Below are 26,770 nucleotides of genomic sequence, written 5' to 3' on the forward strand. Positions count from 1 at the left end.
TGCACATGCTGTGCGCCGATCGTCAAAACGTGAGACTTTTCTGGTGGATAACAGGGGTATTGCTTTTATCAATGGCGTTCATCGGCTAATATCGACGCTTGTTGTCGACTGAAGGATGTTCGCCATGGGTTCCGGATCCCAGATCCATTACAAGCAGAACCGGCTCAAGCAGCTGCGCGCCTTCTGTCACGCTGCCCGGACCGGTAGCGTCAGCGCCGCGGCGGAGAAGATCTTCCTCAGCCAGCCGACGGTCTCGCTGCAGATCCAGGCCCTCGAGCGCGAGTTCGGCACCGTGCTGTTCGAGCGCCGGGGCCCCAAGATCAAGCTCACCCCCGAGGGCGATCTGCTGTTCCAGATGGCCGAGCCGCTGGTCGAGGGCATGGACAAGCTCCACGAGACCTTCGCCACCCAGTGCGGTCGGGTCGATCAGGGTGTGCTCAACATCGCCGCGGGCGAGTCGACCATCCTCTACATCCTCCCGGACCCGGTGCGCGAGTTCGTCGACCAGTACCCCGGCATCGAGCTCAAGATGCACAACGTCACCGGCCGCGACGGCCTGGCGATGCTGCGCGCCGACGAGGTCGATCTCGCCGTGGGCTCGATGCTCGAGGTGCCGGACGACATCACCTATCGTCCCTTCGTCACCTACCGCCCGACGCTGATCACCCCGGCCGATCACCCGCTGGCCGGTCGCGAGACGGTCACCCTGGAGGACATCGCCCCCTACGGCCTGATCCTGCCGCCGCGCCATCTCAGTACATGGCGCATGGTTGACCTGGTGTTCAAGCAGCACAATCTCGGATATCGGGTGACCCTGGAGGCCGGTGGCTGGGAGGTGATCAAGAAATATGTCGAGCTCGGACTCGGCATCTCCATCGTCACCGATGTCTGTCTGACCGGGGAGGAGAAGCTCAGCACCATCCCGCTCGATCACTACTTCCCGAAGCGCAGCTACGGCATCGTGCAGCGACGCGGCAAGTTCCTCTCGCCGCAGACCAAGTGCTTCATCAAGACCCTCGATTCCGCCTTCGCCGACCGTGTCGTGGAGCCCCAGCCCCAGACCGTCGGAGAAGCAGAATGGGAAGACGCCTTCCTGGGTTGATCGACCCTCGAAGAGACGCGATCGCCCCCTGATCCATCGTCCTCGGACGGTGGGCCGGGGCGGCGGCGGTTCAGTTCCTCATGCACCTTGGACGTGTGTCGGAACCGGCTCAAGGATGAACTTGACCGCCGGCCTTCGATCATTTTTTCGTACCACCAAACTGGTTAAAAGAATCATTATCACTATGGACCTGACCAAACGTATCGGCCAACGCCTTCGCGCCGCCCGGCAAGAGCAGAAGCTGAGTCTTTCCGACCTGTCCAGCCGGACCAATTCGCTGTCGAAGTCGCGCATCAGCAACTATGAGCAGGGGATCCGTCGGATGGGACTCGAAGAGGCCCACGAGCTCTCGATGGCGCTGCGCACCGTGACCCCCACCTATCTCCTCTGTCTCGACGACAAGGGGCCGCTCGACGCCGAAGAGATGCGTCTGGTGGAGTTCTTCCGGCTCAGCGACGAGCGTGGCCGCGCCACCGTCCTCGAGGTCGCCGAGCGTCAATCGGAGTTCGGGGTCGCCGCCAAGGCCGCCGCGGCCGAGGAGCAGGAGCAGGCGCCGCTCGTCGAGGACGAGCTCTCCACCGCCTGAGACCGTCATCTGACGGTCCCCGTGTCCCGGCTCCCCGGATCCAGGAGACACGCCCCGTCGGCGGAGATGACCATCAGGTCCTGGCCCGTATCCCCGACCGCTACGTCTCGCCACCGTCGGCGTCGAATGGGGAAACGCTGATTTGCTCAGCGTTTCCCGCTTGGTGCGCTACTTGTAGGCGCCGACCCCGCAGAAGAAGCCGCCGTCGTTGCCGATCACATAGGTGGCCTTGTCGCGGATCTCGTCACTGCCCGGATAGGGCCAGCGATAGTCCACCCAGCCCTCGCCCGAATCCTTCACCGTCTCGATCATGTCCCTGAACAGGGTGTCGCCGTACTTGTCGAAGTCGATCAGGTTCTTGCCGACCAGCTCGGGCTTGAGCGGGTGCGCGAGCATCTCGCCCTCGAGATCCATGCAGAACACATAGAGATCGCGATCGCGGAAGCCCCCGTCCTCGGCAGCGAAGGCGGCGAAGGCGGCCTCGGCGCCCTGGCTCTCGACCGCCTCGTGCGCCTGCTCGGAGAGCGCCTTGGCCTCCTCCGGCGTGGCCATGTCGGGGGTCGCGGCGAATACCTGCGGGGTGAGCAGCGCGAGTGCGAGCGAGCCTGCGAACAGTGTGCGGGTCATGGGTTGGTCCTCTTTCTCGTCTGTGGTTTTTTCGTGTACGAGCGCGACCGACCATACCCGAGCCCGGCGGTGCGTTCCAGTCCCCGACGCACTGGTCAAAGTGATCGAGTCGCCGGACAATGCCCCGCCGACCCATTGCCGAAATCACACCAGGAGTCCGTCATGCATCGAGTCCGCGTCGTTCCGTCCAGCCACCAGCGGACTCGCTGATGATCGCGCGCGACCTGCGAGGCCAGCTCATCGCCCTGGCCGTGGTGGCGCTGCTCGGCACCCTGCCGTTCTGGCTCAGCGATCTCGACACCCGCCTGGTGTCGCTGTTCTACCATCCCGGGGCCGACGATCCCTGGTACGAGGCCCAGGCGCCGCTGTGGTCGGCGCTCTATGTCGCCGCGCCGCTGCTCACCGGGCTGATGATGCTCGGCGGGTTGCTGGTGCTGATCGCCGCCGCGTTGTGGCCGCGCTTCAGGCGGCTGCGTATCCATGCGGTGTTCGTGATCGCCACTGCGCTGCTCGGTCCCGGGTTGATCGTCAACGGCGTGTTCAAGGAGCAGTGGGACCGTCCCCGGCCACACCAGACCGAGGCCTTCGGTGGCACCCAGCCGTATCTGCCGCCGTTGCAGATCGGGGATTATGGCGAGGGCAAGTCCTTCCCCAGTGGTCACGCCTCGGTCGGCTTCGTGCTCGGCGTCTTCTTCCTGATCTGGCGTCGGCGTCGACCGCTGCTGGCCTGGATGGCGCTCGCCGGCTCGGTGGCCTTCGGCGTGCTGCTCGGGATCGGTCGCATGGCCGCGGGCGATCACTTCCCCTCGGATGTGATCTGGGCCTGGGTGTTCGTCTATGGCACCGCGCTGCTGCTCTATCACGGCGTGCTGCGGGTGCCGCGGCGCGAGCGTGCCGCGGCGCTCGCGCCGCCGTCGTCGAGTCGGCTGCGTCATCCGCGCCTGACCGCGCTCGGCTACGCCCTGGCCGTGCCGGTGATGATCGCGGTGGTGCTGGTCGCGACCCCGCTCAAGCGGATCGAGTACGAGCGCATCGCCCACGACGAGTTCCTGCCCGCGCCCGAGGTGTTGCGTATCGAGGCCGACGACCTGGACGTCGTCCTGTTCTGGATCGGCGAGCGTGACCGGCGCGCCCAGCTGAGGCTCGAGGCGCGCGGCTTCGGCCTGCCCTGGAGCCGGGTGGAGAGCCGGCTGGTCGCGCGCGACGGGGTGCTGAGCTACGACGTCGTCCATCGCGGGCTGTTCACCGAGCGCGACACCAAGCTCGCGCTCGGCGTGGTCGCCGACGAATGGCGGCGGGTTGAGGTGATCACCGGTGAGGGCGACATCCGCCGCTATCCCGCACCGCCCTCGGTCACGCTGCCCGAGCTACGCCTCGAGAGCGCCCACGGGCGGGTGGTCGAGGGCGCGCCCGGGACCCGCTAGCAGATCCGCGGCAGCTGCTCGCCGGTGAGCCAGTCGACCACCCGCGAGCCGCCGAACCCGGTCTCCATCTGCACCAGCCGCAGCGTGTCCTCGACCACCTCGCCGATGTGGCTGGCGGCGGCGCCGAGCGGGTGGGCGCGCATCGCCGCGAGCAGGTCGTCGATGCGCTCGGGCGGACAGATCGCCACCAGCTTGCCCTCGTTGGCGATGTGCAGCGGGTCGAGTCCGAGCAGTTCGCAGGCGGCGGCGACCTCGGGGTGGACGGGGATCGCCGCCTCGCGGATCTGCATCCCCACCCCGGACTGTCGCGCCAGCTCGTTGAGACAGGCCGCCAGCCCGCCGCGGGTGGGGTCGCGCAGACAGCGCAGCCCCGGCACCGCCGCGAGCATCGCGGCGACCAGCCCGTGCAACGCGGCGCTGTCCGAGCGCACCCCGGTGGCGAAGCCGAGGTGCTCGCGCTGGGCGAGGATGGCCACCCCGTGCTCGCCGATGCCGCCGCTGAGCACGATGGCATCGCCCGGGCGGGCGCGCTCGCCGGAGAGCTCGATGCCCTCGGGCACCACCCCGAGCCCGGTGGTGGTGATGAACACCCCGTCGCCCTTGCCGCGCTCGACCACCTTGGTGTCGCCGGTGACCACCGTCACCCCGGCCTCGCGCGCCGCCCGCGCCATGCTGGCGACGATGCGATCGAGCGCGGCGAGGGCGAAGCCCTCCTCGATGATGAACCCGGCGCTGAGGTGCAGCGGGCGCGCGCCGCCCATGGCCAGGTCGTTGACGGTGCCGTGCACCGCCAGCGCGCCGATGTCGCCGCCGGGGAAGAACAGCGGCGAGACCACGTGGCCGTCGGTGCTCATCGCCAGCCGGCCGGGCGGGACCGCGAAGCGGGCCTGGTCGTTGCCCTGGGCGAGCAGCGGGTTGTCGAGATGACGGCGGAAGATCCCGTCGATGAGCTGGTCCATGGCGCGACCGCCGGCGCCGTGGGTCATCTCCACCCGGCCGTGGTCGAGGTCGAGCGGGGTGTGGGGGCTGGATTGGCTGGTCATCGGGTCGGTTCTCGTCGGTGATCGCGGGCGCGGCGCCCGGGGTGCATGCGGGTCAGCCGGCGGCCGCCCGGTCGCGGGTCCGGCCATAGCTCCAGTAGGCGGCACAGGCGCCTTCGGAGGAGACCATGCAGGCGCCGAGCGGGTGCGCCGGGGTACAGCCGGTGCCGAACAGACGGCACTCGGTGGGGCGCTTCTCGCCGCGCAGGATCGCCGGGCACTCGCAGCCACGGGGCTCGCGCGCCGGCGCGCACTCGACCGGGAAGCGGCGCTCGGCGTCGAACGCGGCAAACTCGGGGGCGAGCTCCAGCGCGCTCTCCGCGATCTCGCCGAGCCCGCGCCAGGCAAAGCGCTCGCGCACCCGGAAGACCCGCGCCATCAGCGCCTGCGCCTTGCGGTTGCCGCTCTCGCTGACCGCGCGACGGTACTGGTTCTCGACCCGCGCCGTGCCGGCGTTGATCTGGCGCACCAGCATCAGCGTCGACTGCATCACGTCGAGCGGCTCGAAGCCGGCGATCACCAGCGGCAGCCGGTGCTGCTCGGGGACGAAGGCATAGGGGGCGGTGCCGATCAGGGTGCTGACGTGCGAGGGCCCGAGGATGGCGTCGATGCGTGCGCCGTCGGCGAGGATGGCGGCGAGCGCCGGCGGGGTGAGCACGTGGTTGCAGAACACCGAGAAGTTGGCGAGTCCCTCGGCGCGCGCCTGCTCCAACGCCACCGCGGTCGGCGGGGTGGTGGTCTCGAAGCCGATGGCGAAGAACACCACCTCGCGCCCCGGCTGCTCGCGGGCGATGCGCAGCGCATCCTGGGTCGAGTAGACCATGCGCACGTCGGCGCCCTCGGCACGGGCCTGGAACAGGGTGCGACGGTCGCCGCCTGGAACCCGCATCAGGTCGCCGTAGGTGCACAGCGTCACCCCGTGGCGTTCGGTCAGCGCGATCGCCTGATCGATCCGCGCCATCGGCAGCACGCACACCGGACAGCCGGGGCCGTGGACGAAGCGCAGCCGCGGCGGCATCAGCTGCTGCACCCCGTAGCGGAAGATGGCGTGGGTGTGACCGCCGCAGAACTCCATCAGCCGGTAGTCGCGCCCGGGGTCGACCTCGGCGGCGATGGTCGCGGCGAGCCGCTTGGCGAGGGCGTGGTCGCGGAACTCGTCGACATATCTCATGGCGCATCCCCCGGGGCGAGCAGCCCGGCCTCGCGCATCGTCTCCAGGGTGCGTTCGGCCTCCTCGGGGTCGATGCGGTTGAGCGCGTAGCCGACGTGGATCAGCACGTAGTCGCCGACCTCGGCGCTGTCGAGCAGGGCGAGCGAGACGCTGCGCGCGACCCCGTCGAGTGCGACCTCGGCGGTGTCGCTGGCGTGGTCGATGGCGGTGATCCGGGCGGGGATGGCTAGGCACATGGCGGGACCTCGCTGGGGCCGGTGAGGGTCAGGTCGAAGGCGACACAGGGGTCGAGGGCGGCGATCAGCAGCCCGGCGCGCCGGCGCAGTTCGGTCTCGGGGACCGGTTCGAGCGCCTCGAGCGCCAGCGCGAGCGCCCCGCGCGGGTGGAAGTTCCACTCGGTGGGGGCGAGGATGCGATAGTCGGCGATGTGGCCTCGCGCGTCGAGCCGGACCAGATGGATCAGCTCGCCGCGCGCGGCGGCGGCGCGACCGACGCCGAGACCGCCGTCGAGCGCGGCGGTCGGTGGCGGCTCGATCAGCGGCGGGGCGGCGACCTCGACGAGCTGCGCGGCGAGCCGCGCCAGCAGCCCGGCGCCGAGCGCGCCGATCAGCGGGTGATGGTGCTGGCGGGTGAGGGGCGTGGTCTCGCGCGGCGCACCGTCCCAGGTCGGGGCGGCGATAAACCCGGGGTCGGCGAGCCGGGGCAGCAGGTCGGCGAGCGCCCGCTCGTCGAGCGCCGGCAGCGGTGCGATGGTGGTGGCGCCGAGCCCGGCGAGGTCGTCGACGATCACCCGCTGGAGCAGTCGCGCCGCCTGACTGACGCCGCTCGCCGCCCAGTCGGCGAGCCGCTCCGGGGTGTCGATGCGGGCGTGCCAGTGCGCCGGGGACATGCCGAAGACGCGCGCCTCGAGCAGGGTGTCGAGGGCGTCGCGGGTCTCGGCGAGCACCCGCTGGTCGGTCGTTGCGGGGCGGGCGCGGGGGATGAAGAGGTCCGCCTCCGGGTCGAGCGCGGCGAGCAGCGTGCGGGTCAGACCGTGGACCCGGGCGAGCGTCAGGTGATCGGCCGGCTCGTCGAGCGCCGCCGGCCAGTCGATGAGGATGCGCCAGAGGTGTTCGCGCCGGGTCTCGCTCGCCACCGCCGCGGCGCGATCAGCGCGGACCGCGGTGGGCGCGGCCTGTCCCTGGGCGTGTTCGAGCGCGGTGGCGCAGGCACACGCCTGGGCCTGGCCGCAGATGCTGTAGAGACGCGGCAGGACCCGCGCCGTCTCCGCCGGCGTGCGCCCGATGAACACCTGGCTGGCGGTCACCGGCCGGGTCGAGTGGATCTCGCAGCATCGCGTCTCGGGGGCGATCCGCAGCCGGATCCCGAGTCTGCCGCCTGGTTCCTGCATGCTCAGCCTCCGTCCACGCTCGTCTGTCTGCTGGTCAAACGTGCGCCGGGATCGGACAATGCGCCGACCACCGGCGATCCCCGCCGGGACGGCGCCGCGCCCCGCGCGGTGACCGGTCGCATCCGTTCAGCTCACGACCCACGCACCATGCTCACTCCCGAACAGCTCGCCGGCCTGCGCCGCGACATCGTCTTCACCGCCGAGCCCGGCGGTGTCCCGCTCACCTTTCATACCACCTGGGGACTGTTCTCGCCGCGCGAGATCGATGAGGGCACCCGGCTGCTGCTGCAGTACGTCGAGGTCGCGCCCGACGCCGATTGTCTCGACATCGGTTGCGGCTACGGCCCGCTCGGCCTGTCGCTGGCCGCGCGCGCGCCCCAGGGCCAGACGCTGATGGTCGACAAGGACTTCGTCGCCGTCGACTACGCCAACGCCAACGCCGCGCGCAACGGGCTCGGCAACGCCCGCGCCCAGCTGAGCAACGGGCTGGCGCAGATCGACCCGGCCGCGCGTTTCGATCTGGTGGTGAGCAACATCCCCGCCAAGGTCGGCAAGGAGTTGCTCGCGCTCCTGCTGCACGACGCCCGTGCCCGGCTGCGTCCCGGCGGACGGCTCTATGTGGTCACCATCAACGGGTTGCGCCAGTACATGAAGCGCAACCTCGGTGAGGTCTTCGGCAACTACGACAAGCTCAAGCAGGGCGCGCACTATACCGTGGCGATGGCCGAGCGCTGAGCCTCAGCCGCCGGCCTGCTCGAGCAGCCCGAGCAGACGGACCGCCTCGCCGCCGATGTCGTTGTCGGGGGCAATGTCGCGGGCGCGCTCGAGCGCGGCGCGGGCGGTGGCGGTGTCGCTGATCTGGAGGTTGATGAAGCCATAGGTCAGCCACATCCGCTGCAGCTCGGGGGCGATCTCCAGCCCGGCGCGCAGCGCCTTGAGGGCGCCGGCGGTGTCGCCGGTGTAGAACAGCGACAGGCCGAGGTCGTTGTAGGCCTCGGGGTCGTCGGGGCGGAGCTCGAGGATGCGCTGGTAGTAGCGCGCGGCCTCGCCATAGCGCTGCGACATGAACAGGCTGTCGGCGCGCTGGTGGAGCTGCTCGGGGTCGTTCCCGGTGACCGGCTCGGGCACGCCCTGATCCGGCGCCGCCACCGGGGCCTGGGCGACCTGGATCGGGTTGCGCAGATAGTAGTCGCGGGTGATCGCGAACACCGCGAAGCCGTAGAAGACGAGGAAGACGACGAGCAGCAGCCACTGCAGGGCGGAGAGTCGGGGCATGATCTGGGGTCGGCAAGATGGATGAACGCCCGATCCTAGGAAGGGGCGCGGGGGCTGTCAAACGATCTCCAGCTACCAGCTACCAGCTACCAGCTACCAGCTACCAGCCGCCAGCCGCCAGCCGCCAGCCGCCAGCCGCCAGTCGCCAGTCGTCAGTCGTCAGTCGTCAGTCGTCAGTCGTCAGCTACCAGCGGCCAGTGGAGGTATCGGTCGATCACGGCGGCGGCCAGCCATCGAGGCCCCCTTGCCGGGGGCTGATGGCTGGCCGCTGGTGACTCTTCGGCGTCTTTGCGGTTCAATCCCTTGATTGGTTTCGACGGGCGGTCCGGCGGTGTCGGTGCGATGAAGCTCAGGCTCTATATCCTGCTGTTCCTGCTGGCCTTCGGGGTCATCCCGCTGATGTTGGCGGTGGCGATCAATCTGCCGCTGGTGCTCGATCGCACGGCGCTGTTCTATCAGCGCGCCTATCTGCAGAACCTGCGCGCCGACTTCCGCGATCTCGACCAGCACCTGGCCAGTCGACACGAGATGATCCGGTTGCTCGCGCGGTTGCCCGAGCCGGAGCTGATCCTCGGGCTCCAGGGCGAGCCCGGGCAGGTGGCGCTGGCGCGTGAGCGCTATACCCGCTGGGTCAACCAGATCCTCGTCGACCAGCGCGACATCATCCAGATCCTCTTCGTCGACGGCAGCGGGGCGCTGCGCTTCCAGCTCGCGCGTGACCGACAGGATCATGAATGGCGTGCCACCGAGCGCCCACCGCTGCTGCCCGAGCCGCGTTTCCTCGACACCGGGTTGTCGTTGCAGCCGGGGGCGGTGCTGGTCAGTCGCATCCGTATCGACCAGGAGGCCGGCGCGCGCGATCAGCGCCAGCTGATGACCCTGAGCCTGATCAGTCGGCTCGGTGACGAGGGCGGGGCGGTGGTGATGGCGATCGATGTCGGCGGGCTGGCGCAGTTCTATCGCGACACCCTGTGGGTCAACCACGACGGCAGCTATCTGCGCCCCGGCCAGCCGGGCGGCGCCTCGGGCGAGGCCTTCGTCGACTTCTCCGGGCTGGAGGCCATCTTCACCGCAGGCAACCTGGCGCTGTGGAAGGATCGCGCCGGGCGCCAGTTGCTGTGGGTGCCGATGTTCCTCACCGAGGACGGTGCGCCGCTGTGGGTCGGGCGCGCGGTCGACCCCTCGCCGATCGATGCCTTCCGCGACGCGCTGATGGTGCGGGTGCTCTCGATCATGCTCGCGCTGGTGGTGGTGGTGATGGTGGTGGCGCGGCTGATCGCCAGGCGGCTCGAGCGCTTCGGCCAGTCGCTCACCCGCGGGCTGACCCAGGTGCTGCGCGAGGGGCGGGCGCTGCGCTTTCACTGGCGCGGGCCGCGCGAGATCCGCGCGCTCGGCGCCCAGCTCACCGCGCTGGCCGAGACCCATGCCGAGCACCTGCGCGCCGAGCAGGCCCAGACCCGCGAGCTGGAGCGCTCCAATCGCTACAAGTCGGAGTTTCTCGCCAACGTCAGTCACGAGCTGCGCACCCCGCTCAACTCGATCCTGCTGCTGTCGAAGATGCTCGCCGCCGAGAGTGGCGGGCTCGATCCGGCGCAGCGCCGGCAGGCCCAGGTGATCCATGCCGCCGGGCGCGACCTGCGGGCGATGATCGACAACATCCTCGACATCTCGCGGATCGAGGCCGGCCAGGTCGAGCTCGATCTCGACAGGGTCGAGCTGCCCCCGCTGCTCGAGTCGCTGGTGGCGCTGATCGAGCCGCAGCTCGCCGACAAGCCGGTGCGCTTGAGCCTGGAGATCGACCCGCGCGCGCCGCGCCAGATCCACTGCGACGGCGACAAGCTGCGCCAGATCCTCAAGAACTTCCTCAGCAACGCGCTCAAGTTCACCGAGCGCGGTCATATCCTGCTCGGTTGCGCGCCGAGCGACGACCCCGAGCTGCCGCTGGCGCTGAGCGTCGCCGACACCGGGATCGGGATCGCCGAGGACAAGCAGGGACTGATCTTCGAGGCCTTCCAGCAGGCCGATGGCTCGACCCGGCGCCGTTATGGCGGCACCGGGCTGGGGCTGTCGATCAGCCGCGAGCTGGCCGCGCTGCTCGGCGGGCGCATCAGTGTCGAGAGCGCGCCCGGGGCCGGGGCGCGCTTCACCCTGCTGCTGCCGCTCACGGCGCCGGGTGGGGCGCCCGATGCGTCGCCGGCGACCGCGGTCCCCCCCGCCACCACGCCAGACACCGTCGCCCCGGTCGCCGTGACGGAGACCGCCTCGCCCGAGGACGGAGACGAGTGGGTGCTGGTGATCGCGCGCGAGGTGCCGCTGCTGGTGCGACTGGCCGCGGCGCTGGGGCGGCGCGGGTTGCGGGTACAGACCGCCGCCGATCTCGAGGAGGCGGGCGAGACCCTGGACGAGGAGGGCGAGGGCTGCATGCTGGTGCTGCTGGCGCTCACCGGGGCGCCCGGTGAGAGCTGTGATAGCATCCACGGCCTGATCGCGCAGTGCCGGGGCGCCGCGCCCGCGGTGGTGCTGCTGGGCGAGGCCGAGGCGTCGCCGCCCGGGCCCTGTCGCGAGGCCGGTGTGCTCGCGCTGCTCGCCAAGTCCGTCGATGACGATCGGCTCGATCGCCTGCTCGCCGAGGTGCGCGGGGCACGGGCCCCATCGACGCGGGATGCACACCAGGCCGGTCGTGCCGCCACCGGATCGGGCGACGCGGCGCGAGGAGAGCGATGATGAGCCACCATGCCGGATTCAAGCTGCTGATCGTCGACGATCACGCGCACAACCTCTTCACCCTGCGCACCCTGATCGAGCGTCATCTCGACTGTGCGGTGCTCGAGGCCAGCTCCGGGCAGCAGGCGCTCGATCTCACCCACGAGCACGCCGACATCGACCTGATCATCCTCGACGTGCAGATGCCGGAGATGGACGGCTTCGAGACCGCCTCGATGCTCAAGCTGCGCAAGCGCACCCGCGACATCCCGATCATCTTCCTCACCGCCGCCTTCAAGTCCGAGGCCTTCCAGCAGCGCGGCTTCGCCGTCGGTGCGGTCGACTATCTGCTCAAGCCGATCGACGACGATCTGCTGATCAACAAGATCGGCACCTATTTCCGCCTGATCGAGAAGGAGCGCGGGCTCAACCGCCAGCTCGAGCAGCAGGTCGCCGAGCGCACCCGCGAGCTGGCCGAGGCGCGCCAGTACCTCGAGAACATCCTCACCTACATGGGCGAGGCGCTGCTGGTGCTCGCCCCCGACGGCACCATCAAGTTCACCAACCCGGCGGCGCGCCACATGCTCGGTTACGAGGAGACGGCGCTGCGCGGGATGGCGATCGGGGACGTCTTCGAGGAGGAGGCCGACGAGCAGGCCGGGGCCTTCATGGGGACCTGGCTCGAGGCGCTGATCCGCACCGGCGCGCTCAGCAAGATCGAGGCGCGGTTCATCGCCAGCGACGGACGCCGGGTGCCGATCCTGTTCTCGCGCACCGCGGTGAGGGATACCCGGGGCGAGATCAGCGATATCATCTGTATTGCCAAGAACATGAGCGGCTATGTCCGGGTCGATCCGGACGATGCCGCGCCCGCGCCGGGGCAGGCGCGGGAACCGTCCTGAGGAGGATGCACGATGACCGATCCGGTTCTGCCCACGGGCCCCGGTGACGAGGAAGACGCCACCCTCACCGCCAACGCCCTCAAGGCGATGGCCCATCCGTTGCGCTGGAAGATCCTCTGCTCGCTCGGCGGGCGCGAGCTCTCGGTCGGCGAGATCGTCGAGCGCGTCGGCACCTCGCAGAGCAACATCTCGCAGCATCTCGAACAGCTGCGCAACAAGAACATCGTGGTCGCCCGCAAGGAGGCCAACCGGATCTATTACCGGATCCGCAACACCCAGCTGCTCGAGCTGATCGGCATCATGCGCGAGGTGTTGTGTCCGGCCAACCTCGACGACCGGCCCTAGCCCCGCGCGTCGACGTCCACCGTCGCGGGGGCCTGACCCCCGACCCCATATCGCAGAGGAATGTCCATGCTCGATCCCAATCAGTGGTTCTCCGAGGTCGTCGCGACCGACGGTTCCGCCTTCTCGCTGAAGATGCGCGCCCGGGTGCACGAGGAGCAGACCCCCTATCAGCGCATCGAGATCTACGACACCGAGGGCTTCGGCCATCTGATGGTGATCGATGGCTGCACCATGCTCTCGACCCGGGACAACTTCCTCTATCACGAGATGATGTCGCACCCGGCACTGTTCACCCATGCCGCGCCGCGGCGGGTGTGCATCATCGGTGGCGGCGACTGCGGTACCCTGCGTGAGGTGCTGCGTCACGACGGCGTCGAGTCGGCGGTGCAGATCGATATCGACGAGCGCGTTACCCGGCTCGCCGAGCGCTATTTCCCCGAGCTCACCGAGGCCAACGCCGATCCGCGTGCGCAGCTGCTGTTCGAGGACGGGGTGCGCTGGATCCGCGAGGCCGCGCCCGCGAGCCTCGATCTGATCATCGTCGACAGCACCGATCCGGTGGGTCCGGCCGAGGGGCTGTTCACCCGCGATTTCTTCGCCGACTGCGAGCGCGTGCTCGCCCCCGGCGGCATCCTCATCCAGCAGAGCGAATCGCCGCTCTATCACACCCAGTTGCTGCGCGACATGCACCGGGCGCTGCGCGAGGGCGGCTTCGACTCCACCCAGACGCTGTGCTTCCCGCAGCCGATCTATCCCTCCGGCTGGTGGAGCGCGACCATGGCCGGCAAGGGGGTCGCGCTCGATCGCTTCCGCCTCGAGGACGCGCGCGCCAAGCCCTTCGAGACCCGCTACTACAACGCCGAGATCCACCAGGGCGCGCTCGCCCAGCCCGAGTTCCTGCGTCGCGCCCTCGCCGCGACCGACTGATCCTCCCGCCGCCCGGGCGTCCGCCCGGGCCTTGCGCCGGTTGCCCGGCGCGCGTCCGTCTCGTCCGTCGTCTCTCGATACAGGGCCCTGTGGGGTGTGCCATGTCGCGTCCCGATTCGGGGGCTGCGCTCCCGATCGGGGCAGCGTGCGCGCGCGTTAATGAGAATAATTGTCATGTACGCGAAATAAGGCGCTGATCGTCCATCTCACCTCGCCAGGATCGGCACGGGACAGGGGCCGAGATCCACCGGATGCGTATCCGTCCGGAGGGTCTCGGTTCCGCGCCATGGGATCAAGACCGCAAGGTCCGTGTGCTCATGACCCCCTGAATCTCTCTGCCGATGTCCCTCGCCGGTCGCCCGAGGTCGTCATGCGCCGGGTCCTCGACCCGCCGGCTGCTCGCGGCGACCAATGGAGATGACTCGTATGCGGTACTCGAACCGGCGCCGTCGGATCGCGGGCGCGATCCTCGGTGTCTCGCTGCCCCTGCAGGGGCTGGCCGCCGGCGCTGACGCGGTGCAGCTCGACACCCTGACGGTAACCTCGCGCCTGAGCGAGGAGTCGCTCGCCGAGATCCCCTTCAGCGTCGACGTGATCGACGCCGGCACGCTCGAGGAGCAGCGTCTGCTCGATCTCGAGGAGGTGTTGCGCCAGACCCCCGGGGTCGACGTCAACTCCTGGGGCGGGGCGAACGACGCCAACATCCGTATCCGCGGTGTCGGCTCGCTCTACCAGGTCAGCGCCGAGGACACCTCGGTGGTGGTCAACCTCGACGGCGTGCCGGTGTCGAGCCGCCATGCCGCGATGGCGACCCTGGACGTCGAGCGCATCGAGGTGCTCAAGGGGCCGCAGGGCACCCTGTTCGGTCGCAACAGCGAGGCCGGCGCGCTCAACGTCCGCAGCCGTCGCCCGACCCAAGAGGCCGAGGGCTATGTGCGCATCGAGGGTGGCGAGGACGGCCAGCAGCTCCAGGAGGCGGCCTTCGGCGGCGCGCTCTCCGAGCAGTGGATGGCACGGGTGGCGATCCGTCACGAGGGCGCAGACAACTGGATCGAGAACCAGCGCACCGGCGATCCGCTGACCTATCGGCGCGGTCTCGCCGCGCGCGCGAGCCTGCTCTGGGAGCCGAGCGCGGCGACCTCGCTGCTGTTGATCTCCGAGCGCCAGCAGCAGGACGGCTATGTCTCCAGCATCCTGCTTAGACCCTATGGCGATCCGCCGGTGGTCGATCTCTCGCCCGGCGCGGTCGACGACAACCGCAAGGTGGTCGAGCGTCACTCGCTGGAGTTCGGACAGCGACTCGGCTGGGGCCAACTCACCGCGATCAGCTCGTTGACCAGCGCCGACATCGAGGTCGCCAAGGCCTACGGTACCCGGGTCAGCGAGCAGGTCTTCGGCATGCCGATCGAGTACGTCGCCACGGATGACGGCGATGAGCGGGTGTTCAACCAGGATCTGCGACTGTCCTCGCTGCCCGGTGCCGAGGTGTTCTGGGTGGCCGGGCTCAACCTGTCGCGCTCGCGCCGGACCTGGGACTCGGCGAGCGCCCTGGAGCAGACGCGCTACGAGCGTCGTTTCGATACCCATGGCGAGGCGATCTACGGCGAGCTGACCTATCCGCTCGCCGACGCCTGGAAGCTCACCGCCGGCTGGCGTCACACCTGGGAGGAGAAGCGCTACGGCGCCACCTATCACCGTCCGACCTCGACGGTCAGCGAGCGGCGGCGTCTCAGCGACAGCTACGACACCGGTCGCCTGGCGCTCTCGCACAGGCTCAGCGAGTCGACCAACCTCTATGCCGTCGCCGCGCGCGGCTACAAGTCGGGCGGCTTCAACGACTTCGCCACCCAGATCGCCGACAGCGAGCCCTATCGCGCGGCCACCGTCGACAGCCTCGAGATCGGCTTCAAGCACCATGCGCTCGACGGGCGCTTCGATCTCAGCGGCGCGCTCTTCTACAACCGCGTCGCGGATGACCATCTGCTCGGTTTCGACTACCTGACCATGGCCACCCAGGCGGTCAACGCCGACACCGAGAGCCAGGGCGCCGAGCTCGAGGGCAACTGGCGCATCGGCGCCGGGCTGAGCCTGACGGCGGGGCTGAGCTATACCGACGCGACCATCACCGAGGATGTCGTCGGGGTCCAGGGCGGACGGGTCGCCGCCGGCAACCGGGTGCCCGACGTGGCGCGCTGGAGCGGGCTGGTGTCGCTGTCCTGGCAGCACGCGCTCGAGTCCTTCCCCGGTGGCGCGGCGCCGTTGCTCAATGCCCGGCTCACCCATCGCTATGTCGGCAAGCGCCCGGCCGATCCCCAGAACCGCATCGACCTCGATGCCTATCACAAGCTCGATCTGCGGCTCGGGCTGATGTTCGGCGCCACCGAGTTCTATGTCTGGGGCGACAACCTGCTCGATGCCGACTACGAGCACTACGCCTACTGGTTCCCGCCCGATATCTCCGTCGGTCTGCCGGCGCAGGGACGCGTCCTCGGGCTCGGGGTGAGCCATCTGTTCTGAACCCAGCGGTCGTCCCCGGCGATGCGCGTCGCGGACGGCCAGTCCAGCCATCCATCTGCGGAGGTCATCGATGAACACCGACCCGGACCAGCCCGCGCGCGCCGCGCCCACCGATATCAGCCCGTGGGCGGTGATGCGCCCGGTCCGTGGCCAGATCGGCGTCGCCATGGCGCTGTCGGCCGCGTCCACACTCTCCACCCTGGCCGCGCTCGGACTGCTTGCCTGGCTGGTGCACGGTCTGATCCAGGACCCCGGCACCATGCCCTGGGCGGCGCTGCTCGGCGCCGCCGGCTGTACCGCGCTCGCCTATGTGCTCAGGGTGCAGTCCTTCTCCCAGTCGCACGCGGCGGCCTTCCGGCTCGAGCAGGTGCTGCGTACCCGGCTCAGTCAGCACCTGGCGCGGATCTCGCTCGGCGAGGCCCAGCGCCTCGGCGCCGGCGCCCTGGCCAAGGTGATGCAGGATGACGTCAAGGAGCTGCACGTGTTCGTCGCCGACAGCACGCCGCTCTATGCCCGCGCCTATGTCGCACCGCTGCTCACCCTGGTGGCGCTGCTGTGGCTCGACTGGCGTCTGGCGCTCGGCGCGCTCGCGGTGCTGGCGCTCGGTTTCGTGGCGATGAACCTGGCGATGCGCGACCGCGCCGAGATCAGCCGGCGCTATCACCTGGCGCGCGAGCAGGTCGGCGCGGCGGTGGTCGAGTTCGTCCAGGCGATGCCGGTGGTGCGGACCTTCGACAGCGGTCATGCCACCTTCGGGCGCTACCATCGCGCGCTGGAGCAGTATCTGGAGATCGTCACCCGCTGGTATCGCGAGGCCGGGCTGTCGGCGCGGCTCGGGCTGGCGGTGCTCAACCCCTTGCCGACCCTGGTGGTGCTGCTGTGGTGCGGCGCCCTGCTGATCTGGCAGGACGCGCTCGCCTTCTCCACCTGGCTGGCGGTGCTGCTGGTCGGCACCGGCATGGCCGAGGCGCTGATGCCGCTGATGTCGCTGCTGCACCTGATCGACAAGGCCAAGCTCAGCATCGGCCGCATCGAGCAGATCGAGCGGTTGCCGGCACTGGCGGTGGCGCAGCGCGGCAAGGAGCCACTCCCGGGCGACACCAGCGTGGTCTTCGAGGAGGTCGAGTTCCGCTACGAGGGCAGCGAGTCGGCGGCGCTCGCCGGGCTCGACTTCCGCGTCGAGCCGGGCACCGTCACCGCCCTGGTCGGGCCCTCGGGCGCGGGCAAGACCACGGTGGCGCGACTGATCCCGCGCTTCTGGGACGTCACCGCCGGGCGTATCCGCGTCGGCGGGGTCGATGTCCGCGAGATGCGTCCCGAGACGCTGATGCAGCAGGTCGCCTTCGTCTTCCAGGACACCTTCCTGTTCGCCACCTCGATCGCCGACAACATCCGCCTCGGCATGCCCGGGACGGACATGGCGGCGGTGATCGCCGCCGCCCGCGCCGCCCAGGCCCATGACTTCATCATGGCGCTGCCGCACGGCTACGACACCCAGGTCGGCGAGCGCGGCATCTTCCTCTCCGGCGGGCAGCGCCAGCGCATCACCATCGCCCGCGCCATCCTCCAGGACCGGCCGATCCTGGTGCTCGATGAGGCCACCGCCTTCGCCGACCCGGAGAACGAGGCGGCGCTGGTGCGCGCGCTCTCGCACCTGATGCGCGGCAAGACGGTGATCCTGGTCGCCCATCGTCTCTCCACCATCCGCGACGCCGACCAGATCCTGGTGCTCGACCGCGGTCGGCTGGTCGAGCGTGGCCGTCACCACGAGCTGCTCGAGCACGACGGTCGCTATGCCCGGCTGTGGCGCAGCTACACCCAGGCCCAGCAGTGGGCGCTGGGCGCGCACGCCGTCGAGGAGCAGGCCCCCACCGCCAGCGAGGAGACCCCCGCATGAACGCCGAGACCCTGAACCCGGACCAGACCGAGCGCCTCACCCTGGTGCCCTGGCGCGAGACCTATCGACGGTTGCTCATCACCGCCGGCGAGCATGCCCGCGGGCTGCGCGCGAGCCTGCTCGGGCTGGTGGTCGCCGCGGCCCTGCAGGGGTTGGCGCTGGCCTGCATCCTGCCGCTGTTCATCGCGCTGCTGCGTCCGCAGCCGGAGTGGTCGGCAGTGTTCGTGTGGCTGGCGACGATGACCCTGCTGGCGCTGCTCGCCACCGTGGCGCGCTGGCGTGCCATGGGCTTCGACTTCGACGGTCGGATGTGTCGCGCCACCCACGCGCTGCGGGTACAACTCGGCGAGCAGCTGCGGCGGATGCCGCTCGAGCGGTTGCAGGACAAGCGCACCGGTGAGCTCAGCGCGATGCTGCTCGGCAACGTCGACGAGAACCTCAACTATGCGCTGACGGTGTTCAACATGATCGCCGCGGCGGTGGTCGCCCCCCTGGTGGCGGCGCTGGTCACCCTGTGGTTCGATTGGCGGGTGGGGCTGATCCTGCTGCTGGTGTTCCCGGCGATCGTACCGCTCTATCGCTGGCGCCGGCCGTTGCAGGATCGCGACAAGCGCCGTGTCGCCGCCGCCCACAGCCGCACCTATGCCGATATCCTCGAATACACCCAGGGGCTGCCGGTACTGCGCGCGGCCTGCTGCGAGGGCGAGAAGGCCGAGCGGCTGCAGCAGGGCTTCGCGCAGCTGCGCGAGGTCCAGGAGCAGGCCGAGCGCGCCGCGGCCAGGCCGGCGATCCTGATCGCCAGCGTGGTCGAGCTGGGGCTGCTGCTGGTGGTCGCTGCCGGTACCACCTGGGTGGTGCTGGGATCGCTCGACCTGGCGGTGTTGGCGGCGGTGATGGTGATGGTGGTGCGCTTCGCCGAGCCGCTGGCCAACTTCATCAACTTCACCACGGTGCTCGGCATCATCGAGGCGGCGCTCGCGCGCATCGAGGCGCTGCTGGCGATCGCGCCGCTGGCGCAGCAGGAGCCGCAACGCACCCCCGATCGCTACGACATCCGCTTCGAGGGCGTCTCGTTTCGCTATGCCCAGAGCGATACGCCGGTGATCGACGGCATCGATGCCGAGCTGGCGCCGTGCAGTCTCACCGCCCTGGTCGGTCCCTCCGGTTCGGGCAAGACCACGCTCACCCGGCTGTTGATGCGTCATGCCGACGTCCAGGCCGGACGCATCACCATCGGCGGGGTGGATGTGCGCGCGATCCCGCCGAAGACCCTCAACGGACTGATCTCGGCGGTGTTCCAGGACGTCTATCTGTTCGACGACACGGTGCGCGCCAATATCCGCATGGCCCGCCCCACGGCCAGCGACGCCGAGGTCGAGGCCGCGGCGCGCGCCGCCCAGTGCCTGTCGTTCATCGAGCGGCTGCCGCAGGGCTGGGACACCCGGCTCGGTGAGATCGGCGGGCGGCTCTCCGGCGGCGAGCGTCAGCGCATCTCGATCGCCCGGGCGCTGCTCAAGGATGCGCCGATCGTGATCCTCGACGAGCCCACCGCCGCGCTCGACACCGAGAGCGAGGTGGCGGTGCAGCGTGCCATCGACGCCCTGGTGCGCGACAAGACGGTGATCGTGATCGCCCACCGGCTCTCCACCATCGCCGGCGCCGACCGCATCCTGGTGATCGACGACGGGGAGCTGGTCGAGCAGGGACGTCATCAGCAGCTGCTCGCCGCCGACGGGCGCTATCGCGCGATGTGGGACGCCCAGCAGGCGACCAAGGACTGGCACCTGAAGGAGGCGCTGTCGGTCTGATCCGGCGCGCCGCTGTCGCCTCGCGGGCGTGCGCCCGTCTCCATTCGTCCGTTCCCGGCGGCGGGATCCGCGTCCTGCCGCCGCTCCAGCGAGTCCTCCACGATGACGACCTCACATGTCCCCAACCTCACCGGCGTCCCCGAGACCATGCTGTGGACGCTGCACAACCGCGCCAGCGAGGCCGCCCGCGCCGACGGGGTGATCCGCGACCCCCTGGCGCTGCGGATCCATCGCACCCTCGACTACGACTACGAGCGTGCCTTCGGGCCCGCCGACTACTCCCACGGCGTGCGCTCGGCGATCTTCGATGCCGAGCTGCGCGCCTTCCTCGCCGCCCACCCCGACGGGATCATCGTCAATCTCGGCGAGGGGCTCGAGACCCAGCGCTTCCGTCTCGACTCGGAGCGCTCGCTGTGGCTGAGCGTCGATCTGCCCGAGGCGATCGCCATCCGCGAGCGCTTCATCACCGCGGACGCGCGTCATCTGCACCTGGCGATGAGCGCGCTCGACACCCGCTGGATCGACCGGGTGCCGCCCGGTCGAGCCGTCTATGTCACCGCCCAGGGCCTGCTGATGTACTTCGACCCCGAGGCGGTGGCCGGGCTGTTGCGCGAGATGGCCGCCCGTCTGCCCGGTGCCTGGTTCGCCTTCGATCACATCCCCGGGTGGCTGTCGCGGCGCACCCTGCGCGGCTGGTGGAAGACGCCGCACTACCGCACCCCGGAGATGCCCTGGGGGATCGCCCGTCACCGGGTCGCGCCGACGCTGCGCGGCTGGGTGCCGGATCTCGCCGAGATCCGCGCGCTCGACTTCGTCGCCCCGCGCGGGGCGGCGCGTCCGCTGTCGTGGCTGGTGGCGCGGCTGCCGCTGGTGCGGCGGATGCTGCCCGGGATCACCCGGGTGCGTTTCGCGGGCGGGTGATAAAAAAAGGGCCCCGGTGAGGGGCCCTGAGTGGCTCAACAACAGAGGAGTGAGCAGCGCGGGAACAACAGGGAGAGACGGTGAGGGTCAGCTGGCGCGACGCGTGGCGGTGAACTCGGGATAGGCCTCGAGACCGCACTCGCCGAGGTCGACGCCGGCATACTCCTCCTCCTCGCTGACGCGCAGCCCCATCACCAGACGGATCAGCAGCCACACCAGCAGCGAGGTGGTGAACACCCAGCCGAGGATGGCGCCGAGCCCGATCGCCTGGGCGGCGAAGCTCGCGCCGGGGTTGGTGATCGGCACCGCCATCAGCCCCCACATGCCGACCACGCCGTGCACCGAGATGGCGCCGACCGGGTCGTCGATGCGCAGTCGGTCGAGGGTGACGATGGAGAACACCACCAGCACGCCGCCGACACCACCGATCAGGGTGGCGAACAGCGGCGAGGGGGTGAGCGGCTCGGCGGTGATCGCCACCAGTCCGGCCAGCGCGCCGTTGAGCGCCATGGTGAGATCGGCCTTGCCGAACAGCAGCCGGGCGGTGATCAGACCGAGCAGGGTGCCGCCGGCGGCGGCCATGTTGGTGTTGACGAAGATCGCCGCCACCGCGTTGGTGTTGTCGAACCCGGTGAGGGCGAGTTGGGAGCCGCCGTTGAAGCCGAACCAGCCGAGCCAGAGCACGAAGGTGCCGAGGGTGGCCAGCGGCAGGTTGGCGCCGGGGATGGCGTTGATCGAGCCGTCCTTGCCGTACTTGCCGCGGCGCGCGCCGAGCAGCAGCACCCCGGCGAGCGCGGCCGCGGCGCCGCACAGGTGCACCAGGCCGGAGCCGGCGAAGTCGTTGAAGCCGACCGCCTCGAGCCAGCCGCCGCCCCACTTCCAGTAGCCCTGGATGGGATAGATCACGGCGGTCATCACGGTGGCAAAGAGCAGGAAGGACCACAGCTTCATGCGCTCGGCCACCGCGCCCGAGACGATCGACATGGCGGTGGCGACGAACACCACCTGGAAGAAGAAGTCGGACATGCGGGCGTGGTTGAGGCCCTCGGCGGTGATGGTCGCGGCGTCGTGGTCACCGCCGAAGAGAAAGCCCCAGTCGAGATCGGGGACGAAGCCGTTGCCCGCCGTCGGGTACATGAGGTCGTAGCCGATCAGCATGTAGGTGGTGCTGGCGATGGCGAACAGGGCGATGTTCTTGGTGAGGATCTCGGCGGTGTTCTTGGCGCGGACCAGCCCGGCCTCGAGCATGGCGAAGCCGGCGGCCATCCACATCACCAGGGCGCCGGTGACGAGGAAGTAGAAGGTGTCCAGGGCATAGACGAGCTGCGTGGTGGATTCCACGGGTGGGACCTCCGAATCGGACTGGGCGCGGCGCTCGGGCGCCGCGCGGGGAGCGGGGCGAGCGGCCGGAGCCGCTCGCCGTGGTGGCGGGGTCAGAGGATATAGCCGCGCTCGTCGTGCAGCGAGAGGTCGAGCCCCTCGGTCTCCTGCTCCTCGTCGACGCGCAGCCCGATGGTGGCCTTGAGTCCGAGCAGCAGCAGCAGGCTGACGATGCCGCCGTAGACCAGGGTGGCGATCACCGAGACGAACTGGATCCACACCTGGGCGCCGATGCCGTCGACGCCGTCGGCCAGGCCCGCGCCGCCGAGCGCCGGGGCGGCGAACACGCCGGTGAGCAGGGCGCCGACGATACCGGCGACGCCGTGCACGCCCCAGACGTCGAGCGAGTCGTCATAGCCGAGCCAGTGCTTGACCTTGGTCGAGGCGATGAAGGCGAAGATCGCGCCGGCGAAGCCGATGACGATCGCGCCCATCGGGCCGGCGGTGCCCGAGGCCGGGGTGATGGCCACCAGACCGGCGACCGCGCCGGTGGCGATGCCGAGCACCGAGGGTTTGCCGTGACTGATCCACTCGGCGAACATCCAGGTCAGCGCCGCGGTGGCGGTGGCCAGCTGGGTGACGGTGAGCGCCATCGCCGCGGTGGAGTCGGCGGCGAGTTCGGAGCCGGCGTTGAAGCCGAACCAGCCGACCCACAGCATCGCCGCGCCCATCACCGTCAGCCCGAGATTGTGCGGCGGCATCGCCGTGGTCGGGTAGCCCTTGCGCTTGCCGAGCACGATGGCGGCGACCAGCGCGGCGATACCGGCATTGATGTGGACCACGGTGCCGCCGGCGAAGTCGAGCGCGCCCATCTCGCCGATCCAGCCGCCGCCCCACACCCAGTGGGCGATGGGGATGTAGACCAGGGTCAGCCACAGCGCCATGAAGATCAGCATCGCCGAGAACTTCATCCGTTCGGCGAAGGCGCCGACCATCAGCGCCGGGGTGATGATGGCGAAGGTCATCTGGAAGGTCATGAACAGCGACTCGGGGATGCTCCCGGAGAGGGTGTCGACCTGCAGACCGGCGAGAAACAGCCGCTCGAAGCCGCCGATCCAGGCGTTGTTGGCACCGCCGTCGGTGAACGCCAGGCTGTAGCCGTAGACCGCCCACAAGAGGCTCATCAGACAGGCGATGGCGAAGCACTGCATCAGCACCGAGAGCACGTTCTTGGCGCGCACCAGACCGGCGTAGAACAGCGACAGGCCGGGCAGGGTCATGAACAGCACCAGCGCGGTGGCGGTCAGCATCCAGGCGGTGTCGCCGGCGCTCAGCGCGGCGTCGTCCTGGCCCCAGGCGAGCAGGGGCGAGAGCAGCAGCGCGACCAGCAGAGGCGCGCGCAGGGTCGTCGAATGTCGCATCGGATTCACCGTTACATCTCCTAGCACTGCCTGGCTCAAAGCGCGTCCGGACCGGTCTCGCCGGTACGGATACGGGTGACCTGGTCGAGGTTGAACACGAAGATCTTGCCGTCGCCGATCTTGCCGGTGCGGGCGGCGGTGCTGATCGCCTCGACCACCTTGTCGACCATGCCGTCGTCGACGGCGATCTCGAGCTTGATCTTGGGGAGGAAGTCGACCACGTATTCGGCGCCGCGGTAGAGCTCGGTGTGGCCCTTCTGGCGACCGAAGCCCTTGACCTCGATCACGGTGATGCCGGAGACCCCGATGTCGCCGAGCGCCTCGCGCACGTCGTCGAGCTTGAAGGGTTTGATGACGGCTGCAACAAGTTTCATCGCGAATGAACTCCTGTGAGGACCGGAATCCCTGCTCCGATCCGGGGTTGGGGGCGGGCGCGCGTGATGTCGCTCAGAACTCCTTGTTCCAGCCCACCCAGACCTTGGGGTCGTCGTCGTAGGTGTCGCGACCGACCTGGTCGTAGTTCAGGCTGAAGGTGCCGAAGTCGCCGGCCTCGCGGCTGATCGAGGCGCCCCAGTGGGCGTAGTCGTTGCCGCCGTCGTTGTACTCGAAATCGGTGTAGCCGCCGTAGACGGTCAGACCGAGGTCGAAGGGCAGGGTGAAGTCGAGGCTGGCGTGGTAGTAGAGATCGCCCTGGATGTAGAGCGCCTCGTCGTTGTTGACCCCCGGGGCGCCGTCGGCCTGGCCGTAGACGGTGTAGGCGATGCCGGCGGTGAGCCAGCGGTAGCTGAGGCTGGCGGCGAGTTCGGCGAAGTCGCTGTCGCGACCGTCGGGATAGGCGTAGTAGATGGCGCCGAGGTCGTAGCCGAGCTCGTCGGTGATGTTGCCGGCGAAGCCGAGATAGGCGTCGAGCTCGTAGCTGGTGTTGTCGCCGAAGTCGACGTTGGAGGCCCAGGTGCCGGCGTAGAAGCCGCTCTCGTGGGCGTAGTCGAGTCCGCCCTGGACGGCGGCCTGATCATCGGTCTGGCTCTGGCCGCGCCAGATGTAGTTGCTGACCACGCCGATGTTAGCGCTCACCGAGTGCGGGCCCTCGGCGCTCGCGCCCTGCCAGGGCATGAGTGCCGCGCTCAGTGCGGTGGCGGTCAGGATGGCGCCGATGCGTGCTTGCTGCATTGACTGATACCTCTGTTTGCTTGCGTTGGGTCGTGGCGGTTGTCGTCCATGTGCGCCGCAGTCGGCTGTGTGGGTTGAGCCGGGACGCGAAAACGTTCAGTGGACATCAGCACATCGCGTGCCAGTTGCCGTTTGGGGCGTGTTGGAGACGCTTTTCGGCATCATGTGCCAAAGTGGCAACAGAAGAGTGCACCGGATTGGTGCCGGTAGGGTGTCGGCGGTCAGATTAGCGCACCAAAAGAAGGCGGCACAGCACCGTCGATCGGCGCAGACGGCACCGTGCGACACACCTATAATGTGGGCCCAAGGGCGCCTCAGCGCGGTTCTTGTCGCCGTCCCGCGGAAGCGGGCGACGGCCTCGTCCAACCTCATCCACAGCGCGCGGGCCGGTGGGTTCGCGCCGAAGGAATCGATCATGTTAGATCCCAAGCAACTCGACGATCTGGTCCAGCGGTTCGCCGCGAACATGCCCAAGGGGCTGCAGGTGTTGCAGGAAGACATCAATCGCAACGTCAAGGCCTCGCTCGAGTCCGGCCTCTCGCGGCTCGATCTGGTGACCCGCGAGGAGTTCGACGTGCAGTCGGCGGTGCTCGCCCGCACCCGCGAGAAGGTCGTGGCGCTCGAGGCCCAGGTCGCGGCGCTCGAGCAGGCGCTCGGCGCGCGTCAGTCGAACGCCGACTGACCCCGGTCGCGACCCGGCGTTGGCGCTCTGCACCCTGCACAGCCGCGCCTGCGTGGGCATCTCTGCCCCGGCGGTGGCCGTCGAGGTCCATCTCTCCTCCGGGCTGCCGGCGCTGTCGTTGGTGGGGCTCCCCGAGGCGGCGGTGCGTGAGAGCAAGGAGCGGGTGCGCGGGGCGCTGCTCAATGCCCGCTTCCGCTTTCCCGACGGTCGTCTGACCATCAACCTCGCCCCCGCCGACCTGCCCAAGGAGGGCGGGCGCTTCGACCTGCCGATCGCGCTCGGCATCCTCGGCGCCTCGGGACAGCTCGGTGCCGCCGAACTCGATGACTGCGAGTGTCTCGGCGAGCTGGCGCTCTCCGGCGCGCTGCGTCCGGTCAGCGGGGTGATCCCCGCGGCGCTGGCCGCGCGCGCGGCCGGGCGCACCCTGATCCTGCCGCGCGCCAATGCCGAGGAGGCGGCGCTGGTCGGCGGGCTCGAGCTGCTGCCGGCCGAGCATCTCGGCGAGGTCTGTGAGCACCTCGCCGGGGTGCGTGCGCTGAGGCCGCACCCGCAGGGGAGCGAGGTCGTCACCGCGCCGACTGTCGCCGACCTCCGCGAGGTGCGCGGTCAGGCGCAGGCCAAGCGGGCGCTCGAGGTCGCCGCCGCCGGCGGCCACAGCCTGCTGCTGATCGGCCCGCCGGGCAGCGGCAAGTCGATGCTGGCGAGCCGGCTGCCGGGGCTGTTGCCGCCGTTGAGCGAGGACGAGGCGCTGGAGAGCGCGGCGATCCGCTCGGTGAGTGCCAGCACGCCGTTCGATCCGGCACGCTGGCGCGAGCGACCGTTCCGCGCCCCCCACCACACCGCCTCGGCGGTGGCCCTGGTCGGCGGCGGGGGCAATCCGCGTCCGGGCGAGATCTCGCTGGCGCACCACGGGGTGCTGTTCCTCGACGAGCTGCCGGAGTTCGACCGGCGGGTGCTGGAGGTGCTGCGCGAGCCGCTGGAGTCGGGTCATATCGACATCTCTCGGGCGGCGCGTCAGGCGCGCTTCCCGGCGCGTTTCCAGCTGGTGGCGGCGATGAACCCCTGCCCCTGCGGTTATCTCGGCGACCCGGGCGGGCGCTGTCACTGCAGTCGCGAGCAGGTCGCGCGCTATCGCGCGCGGATCTCGGGACCGCTGATCGATCGCATCGACCTGCAGCTCGAGGTGCCGCGGGTCGAACTCGGCGCGTTGCTCGCGCCCTCGGCCCCGCAGGCCGAGGACTCGGCGACGGTGCGCGCGCGGGTGTGCGCGGCGCGTGAGCGCCAGCAGCACCGCGCCGGGTGCGCCAACGCCGCGCTCGACCCTGCTGGCCTCGAGCGCGACTGCGCGCTCGAGGCCGCGGGGATACGGATGATGGAGCAGGCGATGGCCAGGCTGGGGCTCTCGGCGCGCGCCTATCACCGGGTGCTCAAGGTGGCGCGCACCATCGCCGACCTGGAGGGCGCGACGCGGATCGCCCCGGCCCATCTCGGCGAGGCGATCGGCTATCGCCGTCTCGATCGCGCCGCCGAGCGGCCCTGAAG

The 26,770-nt window shown here is 69.8% G+C and carries 24 protein-coding genes; 14 read left to right on the forward strand and 10 right to left on the reverse strand.

The genetic code is table 11. The features are described 5' to 3' along the window. The first annotated feature begins 124 nt into the window (after window positions 1-124). Window positions 125-1,102 carry a LysR family transcriptional regulator gene (locus tag ACAM26_RS03530; RefSeq protein ID WP_062276999.1) on the forward strand — a complete coding sequence of 326 codons (978 nt, stop codon included), beginning with the start codon at window positions 125-127 and terminating at the stop codon, window positions 1,100-1,102. Between the two features lie 184 nt (window positions 1,103-1,286). Beyond that, a complete protein-coding gene (locus tag ACAM26_RS03535; RefSeq protein ID WP_062276996.1) occupies window positions 1,287-1,688 on the forward strand; it encodes a helix-turn-helix domain-containing protein in 402 nt (133 codons plus the stop codon). Between the two features lie 168 nt (window positions 1,689-1,856). On the opposite strand, the gene ACAM26_RS03540 is transcribed toward ACAM26_RS03535, so the two are convergent. After that, window positions 1,857-2,315 carry a cache domain-containing protein gene (locus ACAM26_RS03540; protein WP_062276993.1) on the reverse strand — a complete coding sequence of 153 codons (459 nt, stop codon included), beginning with the start codon at window positions 2,313-2,315 and terminating at the stop codon, window positions 1,857-1,859. A 209-nt stretch (window positions 2,316-2,524) separates the two neighbouring features. Between ACAM26_RS03540 and ACAM26_RS03545 the strand changes: the two genes are divergently transcribed. Further along, window positions 2,525-3,739 (forward strand): phosphatase PAP2 family protein, encoded by a 1,215-nt coding sequence (locus tag ACAM26_RS03545; protein ID WP_123142694.1) that lies wholly within the window; start codon window positions 2,525-2,527, stop codon window positions 3,737-3,739. Here the strand turns inward: ACAM26_RS03545 and hypE are convergent. From hypE to ACAM26_RS03565, 4 genes are read right to left on the reverse strand one after another with little or no spacing between them, the layout of a single operon-like run. Beyond that, window positions 3,736-4,782, reverse strand: coding sequence for a hydrogenase expression/formation protein HypE (gene hypE, locus ACAM26_RS03550; RefSeq protein WP_369613124.1), 1,047 nt, complete (start codon window positions 4,780-4,782; stop codon window positions 3,736-3,738). The two genes, ACAM26_RS03545 and hypE, sit on opposite strands and share 4 nt — an antisense overlap. A gap of 52 nt (window positions 4,783-4,834) precedes the next feature. Next, the gene (gene hypD, locus ACAM26_RS03555) at window positions 4,835-5,950 is read right to left on the reverse strand and encodes a hydrogenase formation protein HypD (protein ID WP_123142696.1); all 1,116 of its coding nucleotides are present in this window, start codon (window positions 5,948-5,950) and stop codon (window positions 4,835-4,837) included. Next, entirely contained in the window at window positions 5,947-6,186 is a 240-nt protein-coding gene (locus ACAM26_RS03560; protein WP_132228206.1) for a HypC/HybG/HupF family hydrogenase formation chaperone, read from the reverse strand. Before ACAM26_RS03560 ends, hypD begins: the two co-directional genes overlap by 4 nt. Further along, window positions 6,177-7,340 (reverse strand): Ni,Fe-hydrogenase I large subunit, encoded by a 1,164-nt coding sequence (locus ACAM26_RS03565; RefSeq protein ID WP_123139161.1) that lies wholly within the window; start codon window positions 7,338-7,340, stop codon window positions 6,177-6,179. Before ACAM26_RS03565 ends, ACAM26_RS03560 begins: the two co-directional genes overlap by 10 nt. Before the next feature lie 147 nt (window positions 7,341-7,487). Between ACAM26_RS03565 and ACAM26_RS03570 the strand changes: the two genes are divergently transcribed. After that, window positions 7,488-8,075, forward strand: a complete 588-nt coding sequence (locus tag ACAM26_RS03570) for a class I SAM-dependent methyltransferase (RefSeq protein ID WP_062276976.1) — start codon at window positions 7,488-7,490, stop codon at window positions 8,073-8,075. Between the two features lie 3 nt (window positions 8,076-8,078). On the opposite strand, the gene ACAM26_RS03575 is transcribed toward ACAM26_RS03570, so the two are convergent. Further along, window positions 8,079-8,615 (reverse strand): tetratricopeptide repeat protein, encoded by a 537-nt coding sequence (locus ACAM26_RS03575; protein WP_062276974.1) that lies wholly within the window; start codon window positions 8,613-8,615, stop codon window positions 8,079-8,081. A gap of 342 nt (window positions 8,616-8,957) precedes the next feature. On the opposite strand from ACAM26_RS03575, the gene ACAM26_RS03580 reads away from it, so the two are divergent. From ACAM26_RS03580 to ACAM26_RS03615, 8 genes are all read left to right on the forward strand, one after another. Next, window positions 8,958-11,339, forward strand: a complete 2,382-nt coding sequence (locus ACAM26_RS03580) for an ATP-binding protein (RefSeq protein WP_369613125.1) — start codon at window positions 8,958-8,960, stop codon at window positions 11,337-11,339. Continuing rightward, complete coding sequence (locus ACAM26_RS03585; protein WP_123139163.1) at window positions 11,339-12,220, forward strand: response regulator; 882 nt, start codon at window positions 11,339-11,341, stop codon at window positions 12,218-12,220. The genes ACAM26_RS03580 and ACAM26_RS03585 overlap by 1 nt, the downstream gene beginning before the upstream one ends. Before the next feature lie 12 nt (window positions 12,221-12,232). Next, a complete protein-coding gene (locus tag ACAM26_RS03590) occupies window positions 12,233-12,565 on the forward strand; it encodes a metalloregulator ArsR/SmtB family transcription factor (protein WP_062272170.1) in 333 nt (110 codons plus the stop codon). 66 nt (window positions 12,566-12,631) lie between these two features. Next, window positions 12,632-13,492 carry a polyamine aminopropyltransferase gene (gene speE / locus ACAM26_RS03595; protein WP_132228200.1) on the forward strand — a complete coding sequence of 287 codons (861 nt, stop codon included), beginning with the start codon at window positions 12,632-12,634 and terminating at the stop codon, window positions 13,490-13,492. Between the two features lie 426 nt (window positions 13,493-13,918). After that, on the forward strand, window positions 13,919-16,009 hold the full coding sequence (locus tag ACAM26_RS03600) for a TonB-dependent receptor (RefSeq protein WP_369613126.1): 2,091 nt from the start codon (window positions 13,919-13,921) through the stop codon (window positions 16,007-16,009). A 70-nt stretch (window positions 16,010-16,079) separates the two neighbouring features. Further along, the gene (locus tag ACAM26_RS03605) at window positions 16,080-17,906 is read left to right on the forward strand and encodes an ABC transporter ATP-binding protein (protein WP_123142701.1); all 1,827 of its coding nucleotides are present in this window, start codon (window positions 16,080-16,082) and stop codon (window positions 17,904-17,906) included. After that, window positions 17,903-19,714: an ABC transporter ATP-binding protein gene (locus ACAM26_RS03610; protein ID WP_369613127.1), complete on the forward strand. Its 1,812-nt coding sequence runs from the start codon at window positions 17,903-17,905 to the stop codon at window positions 19,712-19,714. The genes ACAM26_RS03605 and ACAM26_RS03610 overlap by 4 nt, the downstream gene beginning before the upstream one ends. Before the next feature lie 102 nt (window positions 19,715-19,816). Next, window positions 19,817-20,635, forward strand: coding sequence for a class I SAM-dependent methyltransferase (locus ACAM26_RS03615; RefSeq protein WP_123142703.1), 819 nt, complete (start codon window positions 19,817-19,819; stop codon window positions 20,633-20,635). An 87-nt stretch (window positions 20,636-20,722) separates the two neighbouring features. Here the strand turns inward: ACAM26_RS03615 and ACAM26_RS03620 are convergent, their stop codons facing one another. The 4 genes from ACAM26_RS03620 to ACAM26_RS03635 form a co-directional block, all read right to left on the reverse strand. Beyond that, window positions 20,723-21,976, reverse strand: a complete 1,254-nt coding sequence (locus ACAM26_RS03620; RefSeq protein ID WP_369613128.1) for an ammonium transporter — start codon at window positions 21,974-21,976, stop codon at window positions 20,723-20,725. Window positions 21,977-22,068: 92 nt separating this feature from the next. Next, on the reverse strand, window positions 22,069-23,376 hold the full coding sequence (locus ACAM26_RS03625) for an ammonium transporter (protein ID WP_123139170.1): 1,308 nt from the start codon (window positions 23,374-23,376) through the stop codon (window positions 22,069-22,071). A gap of 35 nt (window positions 23,377-23,411) precedes the next feature. Further along, window positions 23,412-23,750 carry a P-II family nitrogen regulator gene (locus tag ACAM26_RS03630; protein ID WP_123139171.1) on the reverse strand — a complete coding sequence of 113 codons (339 nt, stop codon included), beginning with the start codon at window positions 23,748-23,750 and terminating at the stop codon, window positions 23,412-23,414. Window positions 23,751-23,823: 73 nt separating this feature from the next. Continuing rightward, complete coding sequence (locus tag ACAM26_RS03635; protein WP_369613129.1) at window positions 23,824-24,546, reverse strand: TorF family putative porin; 723 nt, start codon at window positions 24,544-24,546, stop codon at window positions 23,824-23,826. A gap of 415 nt (window positions 24,547-24,961) precedes the next feature. Here ACAM26_RS03635 and ACAM26_RS03640 point away from each other — a divergent pair, with 415 nt between their 5' ends. Further along, a complete protein-coding gene (locus tag ACAM26_RS03640) occupies window positions 24,962-25,228 on the forward strand; it encodes an accessory factor UbiK family protein (protein WP_062272149.1) in 267 nt (88 codons plus the stop codon). A gap of 19 nt (window positions 25,229-25,247) precedes the next feature. Further along, entirely contained in the window at window positions 25,248-26,768 is a 1,521-nt protein-coding gene (locus ACAM26_RS03645; RefSeq protein WP_369613130.1) for a YifB family Mg chelatase-like AAA ATPase, read from the forward strand. Window positions 26,769-26,770: the final 2 nt, after the last annotated feature.

This window comes from Marichromatium sp. PS1 (genome assembly GCF_041155115.1).
Taxonomy (GTDB): Bacteria; Pseudomonadota; Gammaproteobacteria; order Chromatiales; family Chromatiaceae; genus Marichromatium; species Marichromatium gracile.